The organism is Streptomyces sp. NPDC002156 (assembly GCF_053593675.1).
Genome location: NZ_JBSFDA010000132.1, coordinates 12621 through 28614, shown reverse-complemented (window position 1 = coordinate 28614; position 15994 = coordinate 12621). Strand labels below are relative to the sequence as shown.

The following is a 15994-nucleotide window of genomic DNA, read 5'->3' as shown; positions in this document are numbered from 1 at the left end:
CTCGGGGTCATCTTCATCACCCACAACCCGCACCACGCCTACATGGTCGGCGACCACTTCAGCGTCCTGCGCCTGGGAACCATGGAGTTGAGCGCCGCCCGCAGCGAGGTCAGCCTCGAAGAACTCACCAACCACATGGCCGGCGGCGCCGAACTCGCGGCCCTCAAGCACGAGTTGGCCCAGGTACGCGGAGTCGACGTCGAAGAACTCCCCGAAGCCGAAGACCTTCAAGCACCCGTAGCCGCCTCCTCGGAAAAGACGACGTCCTGACCACGGCGAAAGCAACGTTCCAACGTCTCCCCGTGACCGGAAGGCACACCCCGTGAAGATCGCCCTCGACCCCTATATGATCCGCCACGTCCCGCTTCTCGAACTGCCCTCTGTGGTGGCCGAGTTGGGCTACGAGTGGATCGAGCTCTCCCCCCGAGAGGACTTCATCCCCTTCTTCCGCCACCCACGCGTCGACGACGCGACCGTAGGGAAGTTCCGCAAGGCACTGGACGCGGCGGGCGTCGGCATCTCCTCCGTACTGCCCCTGTTCCGCTGGTCGGGGCCGGACGAGGACGCCCGGCAGGCCGCCGTACGGTACTGGAAGCGTGCCATCCAGATCACCTCGGATCTCGGCGTGGACAGCATGATCTCCGAGTTCAACGGCCGCCCGGAGGACCCGGACCGCAGCGAGGCGCAGTTCTGGAAGTCGATGGACGACCTGCTGCCGGTGTTCGAACGCGAGGGCATCAAGCTGGCCCTGGAACCGCACCCGGACGACTTCATCGAGAACGGCTACGACGCGGTCAACCTGATCCGGGGCATCAACCACCCCAACGTCAGCTTCCTCTACTGCGCCCCGCACACCTTCCACATCGGCAACGACGCCCCCGGGATCATCGAGTACGCGGGCGACCTGCTCACCCACGTCCATCTGGCCGACGTCTTCGACCACACCGCGTCGTCGGGCAACCGCTACATCCTCAACCCGCCCGGCACCACGGCCCGGGTCCACCAGCACCTGGACATCGGGGAGGGCGAGGTCGACTTCGACGAACTCTTCGACGCCCTGCACACGAACGGCTTCGACGGCACCCTCACGGCGTGCGTCTTCGCCTGGGAGGAACGGGCCAAGGAGTCCTCCCTCTTCATGCGGAAGAAGATCGACGAGTACCTGGCCGCCCGCCCCTGACGGCAGCGACCACCTCGGCACGCACCTCCGGCAGCCCGACGACCCGGCGGTGCGTGCCGACCGGGCACTGCCTGCCCAGCCATCGAGGCAGCTTGTTGTAACAATCTATTGACATGACATTTCAGCACGGGCATCGTTCTCTGCTGAAAGTGAATTTAAAGCGCTTTAAGTCCGCCGATCCGCCGAAGGGAAACCGCGTCATGCCGTTGGAAGTCCTGACCATGGGCCGAGTGGGAGTGGATGTGTATCCGCTCCAGACGGGCGTGCGGCTGGCGGACGTCACCTCGTTCGGCAAGTACCTCGGCGGCAGCCCGACCAACGTCGCCGTGGCCGCCGCCCGGTACGGGCACTCCGCGGCCGTGATCACCAAGACGGGCCGCGACCCGTTCGGGGACTTCGTCCGCACGGCCCTGACCGGCTACGGCGTCGACACCCGGTTCGTCGGTACGTCGGACATCGCGCCGACCCCGGTGACGTTCTGCGAGATCTTCCCGCCGGACGACTTCCCCCTGTACTTCTACCGGCTCCCCAAGGCCCCCGACCTGGACATTCGTCCTGACGAACTGGATCTGGGGGCGGTGCGCGAGGCCCGGATCTTCTGGGTGACCGGCACCGGGTTCAGCGAGGAGCCGAGCCGCTCGGCGACGCTGGCGGCGTTGACGCACCGGGCGAAGGCGGGCACGACGGTGTTCGACCTGGACTGGCGGCCCACGTTTTGGACGAACCCCGCTGACGCCCGTACGCACTACGCCGAAGCCCTGCGCCACACCACCGTCGCCGTCGGCAACCTCGACGAATGCGAGGTGGCCACCGGCGAGCGCGAGCCGTACGCCGCCGCGAAGGCGCTGCTCGCCGCGGGAGTCGAGCTGGCCGTGGTCAAACAGGGACCGAAGGGTGTGCTGGCCGTAGGCCGCGACGGCTCGGCCGTCGAGATCCCGCCGGTCCCGGTGGACGTCGTCAACGGACTCGGCGCCGGTGACGCCTTCGGCGGCGCCCTGTGTCACGGGCTGCTGGCCGGCTGGGACACGCGCCGCACCGTCGCCTTCGCCAACGCGGCCGGTGCGATCGTCGCGGGCCGGCTGTCCTGCTCCGACGCCATGCCGACCGAGGCCGAGGTCGAGGCCAAGCTCCGCGAAGCCTCCCCTGCCCCCATCGATGGAAAGGCGTGACGACGTGCTGTCCGACAACGTGAACCGGATCGTGGCCGCCCGAGTCGGCGACCCCGGCGCCATCGCGACGGCCGCCGCACGCCGGGTGAGGGCCCACTCGCTGCTCGGCGAGCACGGCAAGGCGATGATCATCGCCGCCGACCATCCCGCACGCGGCGCCAACGGCGTCGGCGGCGACCCGAACGCCATGGCCGACCGCTTCGAACTCCTGGACCGCCTGTGCACCGCCCTGGAGCGGCCCGGTGTGACCGGGGTACTGGCCACCGCCGACATCCTCGAAGACCTGCTGCTGCTCGGCGTACTCGACGGCAAGAGTGTCTTCGGGTCGATGAACCGGGCGGGACTCGCCGGGTCGGTCTTCGAGATCGACGACCGGTTCACGGGATACGACGCCGAGACGATCGCGGCGATGGGCTTCGACGGCGGCAAGATGCTCACCCGTATCGCGCTCGACGACCCTGCGACACCGTCGGCGCTGGAGAACACCGCGCGTGCCGTCAACGAACTGAACGACCGTCAACTCATCGCCATGGTCGAGCCGTTCGTCTCCACCTGGCAGGACGGCAAGGTCCGCAACGACCTCTCCACCGACGCCGTCGTCAAGTCGGTCAGTATCGCCTCAGGGCTGGGCCGACGCACCGCCTACACCTGGCTGAAGCTCCCGGTCGTGGACGACATGGAGCGCGTGCTGTCCGCCTCGACACTCCCCGCGCTGCTGCTGGGCGGGGAGGTCAGGGACGCCGCCGCCGCGTTCGCCTCCTGGGGAAAGGCGCTGAAGCAGCCCACCGCGCAGGGTCTGGTCGTCGGCCGCTCCCTGCTCTACCCGTCCAACGGCGATGTCGCCGGTGCGGTCGACAAGGCGGTGAGCCTGCTGTGACGGACACGGGCAAGTACCACCTCCCTGCGGGGAGTTCGGCCGACGGACCCTACGACCTCCTGGTCACGCCCGAGTCGGCGGGCTGGGGATACTCCGGCCTCAGGATCCTGACCCTGGAGCCGGGCGAGGCGCACGCCCTGTCCACCCGGGACTCCGAGTTCCTGGTCCTGCCGCTGACGGGCTCCTGCACCGTCACCACGGACGGCAAGGCCTTCGAACTCGCCGGGCGGACAGGCGTGTTCGCCTCGGTCACCGACTTCGCCTACCTCCCCCGCGAGTCGGAAGCCCTGATCAGCAGCGCGACCGGAGGACGGTTCGCGCTGCCCGCAGCCCGTACCGGGCGGAGCTCACTCTCCGCCCGGTACGGCCCCAAAGAGAACGTCCCCGTCGAGCTGCGCGGTGCCGGGGCCTGCTCCCGCCAGGTCAACAACTACTGCCTGCCGGGCACCTTCGACGCCGAGCAGCTGCTCGTCTGCGAGGTACTCACACCCGGCGGCAACTGGTCCTCGTACCCGCCCCACAAGCACGACGAGACACGCCCCGGGGCGGAGTCCGAGCTGGAGGAGATCTACTACTTCGAGGTCGCGGGCGACGGGAACGGCTTCGGCTACCAGCGGGTGTACGGCACCGCGGACCGGCCCCTCGACGTACTCGCCGAGGTCCGCTCCGGCGACACCGTGCTGATCCCGCACGGCTGGCACGGGCCGTCGATCGCCGCCCCCGGCTACGAGCTCTACTACCTCAACGTCATGGCCGGTCCCGGGCAGGACCGCGCCTGGCTGATCTGCGACGACCCCGCCCACGGTTGGGTGCGCTCCACCTGGGACACGCAGGACATCGACGACCGGCTCCCCTTCGGAGAGAACCAATGAACACCCTCCGACTCACCACCGCCCAGGCCCTGGTCCGCTTCCTGGCCAACCAGTACAGCGAGCGCGACGGCCAGGAACACCGCCTCATCCCCGGTGTCTGGGGCATCTTCGGGCACGGCAACGTGGCCGGCATCGGCCAGGCGCTCCTCCAGGCCGCCACCACGGGAGAGGCCGATCTCCCCTACTACCTGGCCCGCAACGAGCAGGGCATGGTCCACGCGTCGGTGGCCTACGCGAAGATGCGCGACCGGCTGGCCACCTTCGCCTGCTCGGCGTCGACCGGGCCCGGCTCGACGAACATGATCACCGGTGCGGCGCTGGCCACCACCAACCGCATCCCGGTGCTCCTGCTGCCGTCCGACATGTTCGCCACCCGCGCCGCCGACCCCGTCCTCCAGCAACTGGAGGACACCCGGGGCGGAGACGTCACCGTCAACGACACCTTCCGCGCCGTCTCGAAGTACTTCGACCGGATCTCGCGTCCCGAGCAGCTGATCCCGGCCGCGCTGGCGGCGATGCGGGTGCTGACCGACCCGGTGGAGACCGGCGCCGTCACCCTCGCCCTGCCCCAGGACGTGCAGGCGGAAGCGTACGACTGGCCCCTCTCCTTCTTCCGACGGCGGGTGTGGCATGTCGGCCGCCCCGTGCCGGAACCGCAGGCCGTGCAGCGGGCCGCCGTCCTTCTCCGCAACGCGAGGAAGCCCCTGATCGTGGCCGGCGGCGGGGCCGTGTACTCGGGTGCGGAGACCGCGCTGCGCGCCTTCGCCGAGGCCACCGGCATCCCCGTCGCCGACACCCACGCGGGCAAGGGAGCCGTGCCGTGGGACCACCCGTACGCCGTCGGGGGCCTCGGTTCGACCGGCGCGTACGCCGCCAACGAGCTGGCCCGCGATGCCGATGTCGTCCTCGGCATCGGCACCCGGTACTCCGACTTCACCACCGCCAGCCACACCGTCTTCGCCAACCCGGACGTCACCTTCGTCAACCTGAACGTGGCCCGCCTGGACGCCGTGAAGCACTCGGCGGAGCCTCTGGTGGCCGACGCCCGCCTCGGCATCCAGGCGCTCGCGGGGGCGCTCACGGACTGGGAGGTGGACCAGGAGTACCGCGACCGAACCCGCCAACTCATCGCCCGCACAAGGGAGATCGAAGAGACCTGCTTCGCACCGTCGCGCAACACCGGCGAACTCCCCGCCCAGACCCAGATCCTGGGCGCCCTGAACGACGTACTCGGCGACCGTGACGTGGTCATCAACGCGGCCGGATCGATGCCCGGCGACCTGCAACAACTGTGGCGGGCCCGGGATCCGAAGGCCTACCACGTCGAGTACGCCTACTCCTGCATGGGCTACGAGGTCGCCGCCGGCGTCGGAGCCAAGATGGCCGATCCGTCACGGGAGGTCGTCGTTCTGGTCGGCGACGGCTCGTATCTGATGATGGCCCAGGAGATCGTCACCATGATCTCCGAAGGACTGAAGGTCATCGTCGTCCTCGTCCAGAACCACGGCTTCGCCTCCATCGGCGCCCTTTCGGAGTCACTGGGGTCACAGCGGTTCGGCACCAAGTACCGCTACCGCAACGACAGTTCGGGCCAGCTCGACGGCGACGTCCTCCCCGTGGACCTCGCTGCGAACGCGTCGAGTCTCGGCGCCGACGTCCTGCACGCCACCTCCGTAGACGAGTTCCGCACCGCGATGGAGAAGGCGAAGGCAGCCACCCGGACCACGGTCGTGCACGTCGAGACCGACCTCTACGGGCCCAACCCACCCGGCCACGGCTGGTGGGACGTCCCCGTCGCCCAGACCTCCGCCCTGGACTCCACCCGCACCGCATACGAGACATACGCCTCCCACAAGCACGACCAGCGCCACTACCTGTAAGGACACCTCTGACATGACCACCATCCAGCACTGGATCAACGGGTCCCCGGTCCCCGGCGAGAACACCCAGGCCGTGTTCAACCCGGCCACCGGCCAGGAGCAGGCGCGGGTCGTGCTCGGCGGTGCCGCCGAGGTCGATGCCGCCGTCGTGGCCGCCGCTGCCGCGTTCGAGACGTGGGCGGAGTCCTCGCTCGCGCAGCGCACCCAAGTGATGTTCGCCTTCCGCCAGTTGCTCGTCGAGCACGAGGAGGAACTGGGCCGGATCATCTCCGCCGAGCACGGCAAGACCGTCGACGACGCACGCGGCGAGATCACCCGCGGCCGCGAGGTCGTCGAGTTCGCCTGCGGCCTCGGCGACGTGTTGAAGGGGTCCTTCTCCGACCAGGTCTCGCGCGGCGTCGACGTGCACGACTTCCGGCAGCCGCTGGGTGTCGTCGCGGGCATCACGCCCTTCAACTTCCCCGCCATGGTGCCTCTTTGGATGCATCCGATGGCCATCGCCACCGGCAACACCTTCATCCTCAAGCCCAGCGAGCGCGATCCGTCCGCCGCCAACTTCGTCGCCGAGCTGTACCGGAGGGCCGGACTGCCCGACGGTGTCTTCAACGTCGTGCACGGTGGCAAGGACGCCGTCGACGCGATCCTCGCCCACCCCGGCATCGAGGCCGTCTCCTTCGTCGGGTCGACGCCGATCGCCAAGTACGTGCACGAACAGGCCACTTCGCACGGCAAGCGGGTGCAGGCCCTCGGCGGCGCCAAGAACCACGCCGTCGTCCTCCCCGACGCCGACCTGGAGTTCGCCGCCAACCACATCACGGCGGGCGCCTACGGCTCCGCCGGCGAGCGCTGCATGGCCGTCTCCGTCGCCGTGGCCGTCGGCGACGCCGCCGACTCCCTCGTCGAGGTGCTGGAGCGCAAGGCCCGTGAGATCAAGGTCGGGCCCGGTGATGTGCCGGGCACCGACATGGGGCCGCTCGTCACCAAAGCCGCCCAGGAACGCGTCGAGAACGCCGTCGGGATCGCGGCCACCCAGGGCGCAGCCGTCGTCGTGGACGGACGCGGGCTGAAGGTCGACGGCCACGAGGAGGGCTTCTTCACGGGGCCGTCCCTGCTCGACCGGGTCACCACCGAAATGGGCGCGTACAAGGAGGAGTTGTTCGGGCCGGTGCTCGCCGTCGTCCGGGTCGACTCGCTCGACGCGGCCATCGACCTGATCAACGCCAATCCGTACGGCAACGGCACCGCCCTGTTCACCGCCAGCGGGGAGGCGGCACGCCGATTCCAGCGCCGGGTCAAGATCGGCATGATCGGCATCAACGTGCCCGTCCCGGTGCCGATGTCCTACTACTCCTTCGGCGGCTGGAAGGACTCCCTCATCGGCGACTCCCCCATCCACGGCCCCGAAGGCATCCGCTTCTACACCCGCCCCAAGGTCGTCACCACCCGCTGGCCGCAGCCCGCGCAACAGGTGAACGCCGGCTTCAACTTCCCCACCTCCAACTGAAGTTCCCCCCTCTCGTCTCAACTCTTCCGAAGGGCACCCCCATGACCAAACCCCTCTCCGTCGCGGTGATCGGGGCCGGTATGGCCGGCCGCAGCCACGCCGCCGGGTACCGCAACGTCAACACGGTCTTCGGTGCCGGTCTGCCGCCGGTCCGGCTGGCCGCGATAGCCGACGCCAACGTCGCGCTCGCCGAGGACGCCGCCCGCCGCTATGGGTACGACAAGGCGCTCCCGAGCTGGGAGGCCGTCGCCGAGGACCCGACGATCGACGCCGTCAGCATCGTCGTCGGCAACTCCCTGCACCGCCCGATCGCCGAGGCGCTGGTCGCGGCGGGCAAGCATGTGCTGTGCGAGAAGCCCCTGGCGGGCTCGCTCGACGACGCCCGCGCGATGGTCGAGCTGGAGCGCACCGCCGGCGTCGTTACCGCCGTCGGCTACACCTTCCGGCGCTCCCCCGGCATCGCCGCGATCCGTGAGCACGTCCGGCACGGAGAGCTGGGCGATCTGTCGCTGTTCAGCGGGCGCTACTGGTGCGACTACGCGACCGACCCGAACGGGCCGCTGAGCTGGCGGTTCAAGGGCGGTCCCGGTTCGGGCGCGCTCGGGGACATAGGCTCGCACGTGATCGACGTCGCCGAGTACGTCGCCGGGCCGATCATCTCGGTGTCCGGTGCCGCGCTGTCGACGCAGATCCCCAAGCGTCCGCTGCCGCTGGGCGCGGTCGTCGGGCACAACGCGGCGCCCGTCTCCGACGAGTTCGGCGAGGTCGAGAACGAGGACACCGCGTCCTTCACCGCCCGCTTCGAGTCCGGGCTCGTCGGCACCTTCTCCGTGACCCGTACCGGCTTCGGGCTGCCCAACGGGCTCGCCTTCGACGTCCTGGGGCTCGGCGGGCGGGCCGCGTTCGACCAGCACCGGCCGGCCGAGTACCTCTTCGACGACGCCCAGCCGGACGCCCGTACGCGCGGTGCCCGGCAGATCATCGCAGGTCCGCAGCTGCCGTACTTCGCGGGCGGGGTCCCGATGGAGGCGCCGGGTGTGGGCGCCAGCAACGCCGACAACTTCACCTACCAGGCGCGGGCGTTCCTCGACCAGGTCGCGGGGGTCGCCGAACCGCTGCCCGCCTGCGCCGACTTCGCCGACGCGCTGCGGACGATGGAGATCATCCAGGCGGTCGTCGAGTCCTCGCGCAACGGCGGCGCGGCCGTCACGGTTCCGTCCGCCGTCTGACCCTCACCCCAGAAGGAAGAGAACATGGCCCTCAAGCTCGGCGCCTACACCGCCTGTCTGCACGACCGCACCCTCCCCGAGGCCCTCGACATCCTCAAGGAGAACGGACTGACCTCGGTGGAGGTCAACACCGGTGGGTTCATTCCCTCCCCGCACTGCCCGGTCGACCTGCTGCTGTCCTCGGCCACCGCGCGCGAGGAGTACCTGGCGGTCTTCGCCGAGCGGGGGATGGAGCTGACCGGTCTCAACTGCAACGGCAACCCGCTCAACCCGCTGCCGGGAGTCGGCCCGAAGCACGCCGACGATCTGCGCCGTACGATCCGGCTCGCGGGCCTGCTCGGCGTCCGGCACGTGGTGACCATGTCCGGCACCCCGGGCTCCGACCCGGACGCCAAGTACCCGTCCTGGGTGGTGAATCCGTGGGACGGCGTCTACATGGACGTCCTGGACTACCAGTGGGGCGTGGCCGTGGCGTTCTGGCAGGAGATCGACGCGCTCGCCCGGGAGAACGACGTCCGGGTCGCCATCGAGATGCACCCGCACAACGTGGTGTTCTCCCCCGTCACCCTCAAGAGGCTCGTCGACGCGGGCGGTCTGACGAACGTCGGCGCGGAGATGGACCCCTCGCACCTGATGTGGCAGGGCATGGACATCGTCGCCTCCATCAAGTGGCTGGGCCCGCTGGTGTTCCACGCCGCCGCGAAGGACGCGACGCTCTGCCCGGGCGCCGACATCCGGGGCGTCCTGGACACGTCGTTCACGCGTGTGCCCGCCGACGCGCCCGGCAAGGTCCCCACCGGCTACGGCTTCTGGTGCAACGCCTGGCCCGAGAACCCGGCGTGGAAGTTCGTCGCCGTGGGCGTCGGCAACGAGGTGCCGTTCTGGACGGAGTTCCTGCGCGCCCTCGCCGAGATCGACCCGGACATGGCCGTGAACATCGAGCACGAGGACGCCGCCTACTCGCAGACCGAGGGCCTCGCCCTGGCCGCGAAGAACCTGCACAGCGCCGCGGCCGGCCTCTGACCCGTCCCACGAACAACGAACCGTGACCCCGTCCCCGGAACCCGGGTCCGGGGTCACAGCCGTCACACTCGTACCACGGTCTACGCAGCCACCACGGTCAGGACGCCGTGCAGCCCCCCAGCACCGGCGCCGTGGTGTTCCCGTTCGTCATCACGGTGAACCCGAAGCTCGTCGAAGTGCCCGCCGCGAGGCTGCCGTTGCCGTTCGGCCTCATCGTCATGACGTTGCCGCTGCTGTCCCAGGTGGGTGTGCCGTTCCAGGTCGCGGAGATCTTCTGCGGGGACGTCACGGTGACGGTGGTCGTCCATGTACTGATCGCCGAACCGCCCGCCGTCACCGTCACCTTGCCGTTGAAGCGGTCGCTCCACTCCTCCGCCTTGCTGTACGTCACCGTGCAGCCGGCGCTGCCGCCACCGCCCGAACCCGAGCCGCCCAGCGCGGTCAGTACGGACGTGTACGCGGCCTTCTTGGCGTAGTTGCCGTCGAACAGCAGCGGAGTGCCACTGGCCCGCCACGAGTACTTGTCGGTGACTCCCCAGACGGTGATGCCGGTGCAGCGCGAGACGGCGAGGCAGGCGTTCACCGCGCTGGCGTAGCTGGTCGCCTGGGCCGAGCCAGAGCCCTCGATGTCCAGTTCGGTGATCTGCACGTCGACGCCGAGGTCGGCGAAGCGCTGGAGGTTCGCCTGGTAGTCGCCGGGGACCGGGGAGGCGCTGTTGAAGTGGGACTGGAAGCCGACGCAGTCGATCGGTACGCCGCGTGCCTTGAAGTCCTTGACGAGGTTGTAGACGGCGGTGCTCTTCGCGTTGACGCCGTCGGTGTTGTAGTCGTTGTAACAGAGCTTGGCCGCCGGATCGACGGCACGGGCGGTACGGAACGCCTCCTCGATGAAGCCGTTGCCGAGCCTGTCCTGGAACGGTGAACTGCGCCGGGCGCCGCTGCTGCCGTCCTGGAACGCCTCGTTGACGACGTCCCAGGAGTGGATCTTGCCCTTGTAGTGCGTCATCACCTGCGTGATGTGGTTGTTCATCGCGGTTCTCAGGTCGGCGGCGGCAAGTCCCCCCACCCAGCTGGGCAGTTGGGAGTGCCAGACCAGGGTGTGGCCGCGGACCTTCATGCCCCGGCTCTGCGCGTGGCTGACGATCTGGTCGGCGGCGGTGAAGGTGAAGGAGCCCCGGGAGCTCTCGGTGGCGTCCCACTTCATCTCGTTCTCGGGGGTGACCGAGTTGAACTCGGTGTTGAGCGTGGTCGCGTACGCGGATTCGCCCAGGTGGTTCGCGGCGACGGCGGCACCGAAGTAGCGGCCCTTCTCCGCCGCGGCGGCGCCGAGGGTGCTCGCGGCACTGGCGGTACCCGAGAGGGCGGTGAGGCCGGCGGTGGCGAGCAGGGCCGCGAGGCCGAGGGTGAGTGCCCCGCGAATTCGAGGGGCGATGGACGTGCGGGTATCCATGGCGTTCCCTTCTTCCGACAACCACTCCGTTACGAAAGTTTCGGAATGGTTTCCGAATGTCCCGCAGAACGTAAAGGCGAGGCATGGGACCGTCAACCGGCTGCGCGACAGCATCTCCGGGATGGCTCAAGAACGCCGACTCTTAGAACTCTTCGAATGTTTCGAAGAGATCCCTCAGAACTCCGCACGCGGTGGCGCCGTGCTGTTCCGCACGACCAGCCGTGTCGGCACCAGCGTCGTCCCGTGCTCCGTCGCGTCCTGCCGCATCTGGCGCAGTACGCCCTCCACGCACAGCCGCCCCACCTCGGCGAAGTCCTGGTGCACGGTGGTCAGCGGCGGCAGGAAGGAACCCGCCTCCGGGATGTCGTCGAAGCCGATCACGCTGACGTCCTCGGGCACCCGGCGCCCGCTCTCGTGCAGGGCCCGCAGCAGCCCCAGCGCCATCTGGTCGTTGGCCACGAACACCGCAGTGCAGTCCGGCAGTTCGGCGATCCGCAGCCCGGCACGGTAGCCGGACTCCGCCGACCAGTCGCCGTGCACCAGCGGCGGCGCGATCCGTCCCGCCGCGAGGAGTTCGGCACGCCAGGCGTCGGTGCGGCGCTGCGCCGCGTACGAGCCCTCGGGCCCTGCGAGATGCCAGACCGTGCGGTGCCCGAGGTCCAGGAGATGCCGTACGGCGGTCCGGGTGCCGCCCGCCTGGTCGGTGTCGACCACGGTGTAGCGGTCGCCCGCGTCGGAGTCGGCCACCACGACCTGGACGTGGGGCGGCATGGAGAGGGTCGACGCGTCGAGGAGGTGCACTTCGAGGATGACGATGACCGCGTCGACGGCGAGTTCGCCGAGCCGCGAGAAGGCGCCGCGCACCTCGTCCTGCGTCGGCACGGCGACCGGCAGCAGGGTGATCGAGTACCCCTCGTGCGCCGCCGAGGTGGCGATCGCCTCCAGCGTACGGACGTTGCCGGTGGTGGACAGACCGAAGGTGATCACGCCGATCGTGCGGAACTCACCGCGCTTCAGGGCCCGGGCCGCACTGTTGGGCCGGTAGCCCAACTCCTTCATGGCCGCGAGGACTTGGCTCCGCGTCTCCTCGTTGACGCCCGGGAAGCCGTTCGCCACCCGGGAGACGGTCTGCGAGGACACTCCGGCGACCCTGGCGACGTCCGCCATCGAGGCGCTCTGCGTACGGCGGGAAGCCCGCTTCCTGGTGCGTGCGCGTGCCCGCGCCGGCTCCGCCGAGGTGCCGTCAGCTGTGTCCACCCGTCAACCCTCGCCTTCCTGTCCACAGTTGCCCCCTACGACCCTTGACCGGCGTCGGGGGAGCGGTGTAGACATGCCGCCATCAGATGTTTACGTAAACATAACAGCCGGTGGGCCTTTTGTGGGGTTCTGGCGGCGAGGGATGTTTACGTAAACATCGGGGCGGCGGCGGACCAGCGCCGGTTCCGAGACGGACGAGCGAGGCACGGACAATGACGACCCTAGAACCGCCGGTGGCCGCGAAGCGCGCCCCGGCCCGGCCCGCGGCGAAGAGGGACCGCCGCTCATGGACGGGATGGGGGTTCATAGGCCCGTTCGTCGCGGTGTTCGCCCTCGTATTCCTGGCACCCATCGGGTACTCGATCTACCTCAGCCTCTTCAGGGACCAGCTGATCGGCGGCACTCAGTTCGTCGGCCTGGACAACTACCAACAGGCCCTCCAGGACGACCACTTCTGGGACTCCCTCATACGGGTGTCGCTCTTCCTGGTCGTACAGGTGCCGATCATGCTGGGCATCGCCCTGCTGATCGCCCTCGCCCTGGACAGTGGCCGTCTCTACGGCAAGGACTTCTTCCGGATCGCGATCTTCCTGCCGTACGCGGTGCCCGCCGTGGTCGCCACCCTGATGTGGGGCTTCATGTACGGCACCAAGTACGGGCTGGTGGGTGACATCAACACCGCCTTCGACGTCACGCTGCCCGACCCGCTCTCCAGCGATCTGGTCCTGGCGTCGATCGGCAACATCGTCACCTGGGAGTTCATCGGCTACAACATGCTGATCTTCTACTCCGCGCTACGGGTCATCCCGGCCTCCCTCTACGAGGCCGCGGAGATCGACGGCGCCGGGCAGATCCGCGTCATCACCGCCATCAAACTCCCCGCGATCCGCGGTGCCCTCGTCATCGCGACGATCTTCTCGATCATCGGCAGCTTCCAGCTCTTCAACGAGCCGGCCGTCCTGCGGCTGATCGCGCGCAACGCCATCACGACCGACTTCACCCCGAACTTCTACACGTACTCGCTGTCCTTCAACGGCCAGCAGCACAACTACTCCGCGGCGGTCGCCATCATCATGGGGCTGATCACCATGGTCATCGCCTACGTCGTGCAGCTCCGCGGCATGCGCAAGGGAGCCTGAACCATGAGCAGCTCCGTCACCACCACCTCCCCGGACGCAGCCGCGCAGACCACCGGCGGTTCGAAGGGCGCGGCCCGACTGCGCACCCGCAAGCAGCACTCCGCCGGCCGCCCCAAGCGCAGCGTCCTGCTCACCGCGCTCACCAGCCTGATCCTGATCTACACGGTCGTGCCGCTGATCTGGCTGGTCATCAGCGCGACCAAGACCCAGGAGGGGCTGGCCGATTCCTCCGGACTCTGGTTCAGCAGCGACTTCGCCCTCTGGCAGAACATCCACGACACGTTCACGTACCACGACGGCATCTTCGTCCGCTGGCTGCTGAACACCCTGCTGTACGTCGTGCTCGGCGCCGGCGGCGCGACCCTGCTGGCGATCCTCGGCGGCTACGCGCTGGCGAAGTTCACCTTCCCCGGCAAGCGCGCCGTGTTCGCCGTCGTCATCGGTGCCGTCGCCGTCCCGGGTACGGCGCTGGCGGTGCCCACCTTCCTGATGTTCAGCAAGATGGGCCTGACGGACACCCCGTGGGCGGTGATCATTCCCTCGCTGGTGTCGCCCTTCGGTCTGTATCTGATGTGGGTGTTCGCGACCGAGGCCATCCCCACCGAACTGATGGAGGCGGCCCGTATCGACGGAGCGGGCGAGATCCGCACCTTCTTCCAGGTCGCCATGCCTCTGCTGGCCCCCGGCACCGTGACCGTCCTGCTGTTCACGACGGTCGCGACCTGGAACAACTACTTCCTGCCGCTGATCATGCTCAAGGACTCGAACTGGTACCCGCTGACCCTGGGTCTGGACGCCTGGAACAACCAGGCCCAGACGATCGGCGGCGACGTCGTCACCAACCTGGTGATCACCGGTTCACTGCTCACCATCATCCCGCTGATCGCCGCGTTCCTGCTTCTGCAGAAGTACTGGCAGTCCGGCCTCGCCGCCGGAAGTGTCAAGGAGTGACCCTCCCTCAGGCCCCACACCGCATTCACCCTCACCCTGTCCCGCCCACGAAGAAGTGGAAGCACCTCCATGCGTAGAACCACCAGCCGTCTGATGCGCGGCATAACCCTGCTCTCCGTCCTCGCCCTGGGCGCGACCGCCTGCGGCTCAAGCGACGACAGCTCCGACAGCAAGCCGGTCTCCGCCGGGGACATCACGGCCGCGCTGGAGAAGGGCGGCACGGTCACCGTCTGGGCCTGGGAGCCCACGCTGAAGTCGGTCGCCGCCGACTTCGAGAAGAAGTACCCCAAGGTCAAGATCAACCTGGTGGGCGAGCGGTCCGGCGACAAGCACTACACCGCCCTGTCGAACGCCATCTCGGCGAAGAAGGGTGTCCCGGACGTCGCGCAGGTCGAGTACTTCGCGCTGAGCCAGTACTCCCTCACCAAGGGCCTGACCGACCTGGCCCCCTACGGTGCCGACAAGCTCAAGGCCAAGTACACGCCCGGCCCGTGGAACGCCGTGAGCGACGGCGACAAGGTCTACGGCCTGCCGATGGACTCGGGCCCGATGGCGATGTTCTACAACAAGAAGGTCTTCGACAAGTACAAGATCGCCGTCCCGACCACCTGGGACGAGTACGTCGAGGCGGCCCGCAAGCTGCACGAGGCCGACCCGAAGGTCTACATCGCCAACGACGCCGGTGACGCCGGTTTCACCACCAGCATGCTGTGGCAGGCCGGTTCGCGCCCCTACAAGGTCGACGGCACCAAGGTGGCGATCAACTTCGAGGACGCGGGCGCCAAGAAGTACACGGACACCTGGCAGAAGCTGATCGACGAGAAGCTCGTCTCGCCGATCAACGGCTGGACCGACGACTGGTACAAGGGCCTGGGCGACGGCACCATCGCGACCCTGACCACGGGCGCCTGGATGCCCGCCAACTTCGTCACCGGTGTCCCGCAGGCGGCCGGTCAGTGGCGCGCGGCCCCGATGCCGGCCTGGACCAAGGGCGAGAAGGCGAGCGCGGAGAACGGCGGCAGCTCGCTGGCCCTGCCCGAGCTGGGCAAGAACAAGGAGCTGGCCTACGCGTTCGTCGAGTACGCGAACGCCGGTGACGGTGTGCAGACCCGTGTCGACGAGGGCGCCTTCCCGGCGACCACCGCGCAGCTCCAGGACGCGGCGTTCCAGAGCAAGAAGTTCGACTACTTCGACGGCCAGGAAGCGAACAAGATCTTCGCCGAGTCCGCTGCCAACGTCGCGAGCGACTGGTCGTACCTGCCCTTCCAGCAGTACGCCAACTCGATCTTCAACGACACCGTCGGCAAGGCCTACATCTCCAGCGAGAAGCTCTCCGCCGGTCTGAAGAGCTGGCAGGACGCTTCCATCAAGTACGGCAACGAGCAGGGCTTCACCGTCGAGCAGTAGCAGCAGAGCAGTAACGGCGGTCGAGAGTCCGCCGAGCGGTAACAGCCGAGGAGCGG

At 68.6% G+C, this 15994-nt stretch carries 13 protein-coding genes and 1 pseudogene; 12 read left to right on the top strand and 2 right to left on the bottom strand.

Going from position 1 to position 15994, the window contains the following annotated elements; translation table 11 throughout:
- The 9 genes and pseudogenes from ACWCRB_RS36755 to ACWCRB_RS36715 form a co-directional block, all read left to right on the top strand.
- Positions 1 to 270 (top strand): annotated as a pseudogene (locus tag ACWCRB_RS36755) (sugar ABC transporter ATP-binding protein); the annotation flags it as partial.
- A gap of 52 nt (positions 271 to 322) precedes the next feature.
- Positions 323 to 1180, top strand: coding sequence for a sugar phosphate isomerase/epimerase family protein (locus ACWCRB_RS36750; RefSeq protein WP_451000200.1), 858 nt, complete (start codon positions 323 to 325; stop codon positions 1178 to 1180).
- Between the two features lie 200 nt (positions 1181 to 1380).
- The gene (gene iolC, locus ACWCRB_RS36745; RefSeq protein ID WP_451000199.1) at positions 1381 to 2349 is read left to right on the top strand and encodes a 5-dehydro-2-deoxygluconokinase; all 969 of its coding nucleotides are present in this window, start codon (positions 1381 to 1383) and stop codon (positions 2347 to 2349) included.
- A 4-nt stretch (positions 2350 to 2353) separates the two neighbouring features.
- Positions 2354 to 3226 carry a Cgl0159 family (beta/alpha)8-fold protein gene (locus ACWCRB_RS36740; protein WP_451000198.1) on the top strand — a complete coding sequence of 291 codons (873 nt, stop codon included), beginning with the start codon at positions 2354 to 2356 and terminating at the stop codon, positions 3224 to 3226.
- The gene (gene iolB / locus ACWCRB_RS36735; RefSeq protein ID WP_451000197.1) at positions 3223 to 4098 is read left to right on the top strand and encodes a 5-deoxy-glucuronate isomerase; all 876 of its coding nucleotides are present in this window, start codon (positions 3223 to 3225) and stop codon (positions 4096 to 4098) included. The genes ACWCRB_RS36740 and iolB overlap by 4 nt, the downstream gene beginning before the upstream one ends.
- Positions 4095 to 5978: a 3D-(3,5/4)-trihydroxycyclohexane-1,2-dione acylhydrolase (decyclizing) gene (iolD, locus tag ACWCRB_RS36730; protein ID WP_451000196.1), complete on the top strand. Its 1884-nt coding sequence runs from the start codon at positions 4095 to 4097 to the stop codon at positions 5976 to 5978. The genes iolB and iolD overlap by 4 nt, the downstream gene beginning before the upstream one ends.
- Positions 5979 to 5991: 13 nt before the next feature.
- On the top strand, positions 5992 to 7482 hold the full coding sequence (locus ACWCRB_RS36725; RefSeq protein ID WP_451000195.1) for a CoA-acylating methylmalonate-semialdehyde dehydrogenase: 1491 nt from the start codon (positions 5992 to 5994) through the stop codon (positions 7480 to 7482).
- A gap of 41 nt (positions 7483 to 7523) precedes the next feature.
- Positions 7524 to 8711 (top strand): Gfo/Idh/MocA family protein, encoded by a 1188-nt coding sequence (locus tag ACWCRB_RS36720; protein ID WP_451000194.1) that lies wholly within the window; start codon positions 7524 to 7526, stop codon positions 8709 to 8711.
- A 24-nt stretch (positions 8712 to 8735) separates the two neighbouring features.
- Positions 8736 to 9734 carry a sugar phosphate isomerase/epimerase family protein gene (locus ACWCRB_RS36715; RefSeq protein WP_451000193.1) on the top strand — a complete coding sequence of 333 codons (999 nt, stop codon included), beginning with the start codon at positions 8736 to 8738 and terminating at the stop codon, positions 9732 to 9734.
- A gap of 97 nt (positions 9735 to 9831) precedes the next feature.
- On the opposite strand, the gene ACWCRB_RS36710 is transcribed toward ACWCRB_RS36715, so the two are convergent.
- The gene (locus ACWCRB_RS36710) at positions 9832 to 11184 is read right to left on the bottom strand and encodes an endo-1,4-beta-xylanase (RefSeq protein ID WP_451000192.1); all 1353 of its coding nucleotides are present in this window, start codon (positions 11182 to 11184) and stop codon (positions 9832 to 9834) included.
- A 174-nt stretch (positions 11185 to 11358) separates the two neighbouring features.
- Positions 11359 to 12441, bottom strand: a complete 1083-nt coding sequence (locus tag ACWCRB_RS36705; RefSeq protein ID WP_451000191.1) for a LacI family DNA-binding transcriptional regulator — start codon at positions 12439 to 12441, stop codon at positions 11359 to 11361.
- A 212-nt stretch (positions 12442 to 12653) separates the two neighbouring features.
- Here ACWCRB_RS36705 and ACWCRB_RS36700 point away from each other — a divergent pair, with 212 nt between their 5' ends.
- The 3 genes from ACWCRB_RS36700 (at position 12654) to ACWCRB_RS36690 (ending at position 15938) form a co-directional block, all read left to right on the top strand.
- Positions 12654 to 13580 carry a carbohydrate ABC transporter permease gene (locus ACWCRB_RS36700; protein WP_451000190.1) on the top strand — a complete coding sequence of 309 codons (927 nt, stop codon included), beginning with the start codon at positions 12654 to 12656 and terminating at the stop codon, positions 13578 to 13580.
- A gap of 3 nt (positions 13581 to 13583) precedes the next feature.
- Positions 13584 to 14531, top strand: a complete 948-nt coding sequence (locus ACWCRB_RS36695) for a carbohydrate ABC transporter permease (RefSeq protein WP_451000189.1) — start codon at positions 13584 to 13586, stop codon at positions 14529 to 14531.
- A gap of 69 nt (positions 14532 to 14600) precedes the next feature.
- A complete protein-coding gene (locus ACWCRB_RS36690; protein ID WP_451000188.1) occupies positions 14601 to 15938 on the top strand; it encodes an ABC transporter substrate-binding protein in 1338 nt (445 codons plus the stop codon).
- The last annotated feature ends 56 nt before the right edge of the window (positions 15939 to 15994 follow it).

Coding starts and splice junctions, on each gene's coding strand:
- iolD (WP_451000196.1), top strand. CDS start 4,095: ATGAACACCCTCCGACTCACCACCGCCCAGGCCCTGGTCCGCTTCCTG.
- ACWCRB_RS36710 (WP_451000192.1), bottom strand. CDS start 11,184: ATGGATACCCGCACGTCCATCGCCCCTCGAATTCGCGGGGCACTCACC.
- ACWCRB_RS36720 (WP_451000194.1), top strand. CDS start 7,524: ATGACCAAACCCCTCTCCGTCGCGGTGATCGGGGCCGGTATGGCCGGC.
- ACWCRB_RS36690 (WP_451000188.1), top strand. CDS start 14,601: ATGCGTAGAACCACCAGCCGTCTGATGCGCGGCATAACCCTGCTCTCC.
- ACWCRB_RS36725 (WP_451000195.1), top strand. CDS start 5,992: ATGACCACCATCCAGCACTGGATCAACGGGTCCCCGGTCCCCGGCGAG.
- ACWCRB_RS36700 (WP_451000190.1), top strand. CDS start 12,654: ATGACGACCCTAGAACCGCCGGTGGCCGCGAAGCGCGCCCCGGCCCGG.
- ACWCRB_RS36695 (WP_451000189.1), top strand. CDS start 13,584: ATGAGCAGCTCCGTCACCACCACCTCCCCGGACGCAGCCGCGCAGACC.
- iolC (WP_451000199.1), top strand. CDS start 1,381: ATGCCGTTGGAAGTCCTGACCATGGGCCGAGTGGGAGTGGATGTGTAT.
- ACWCRB_RS36715 (WP_451000193.1), top strand. CDS start 8,736: ATGGCCCTCAAGCTCGGCGCCTACACCGCCTGTCTGCACGACCGCACC.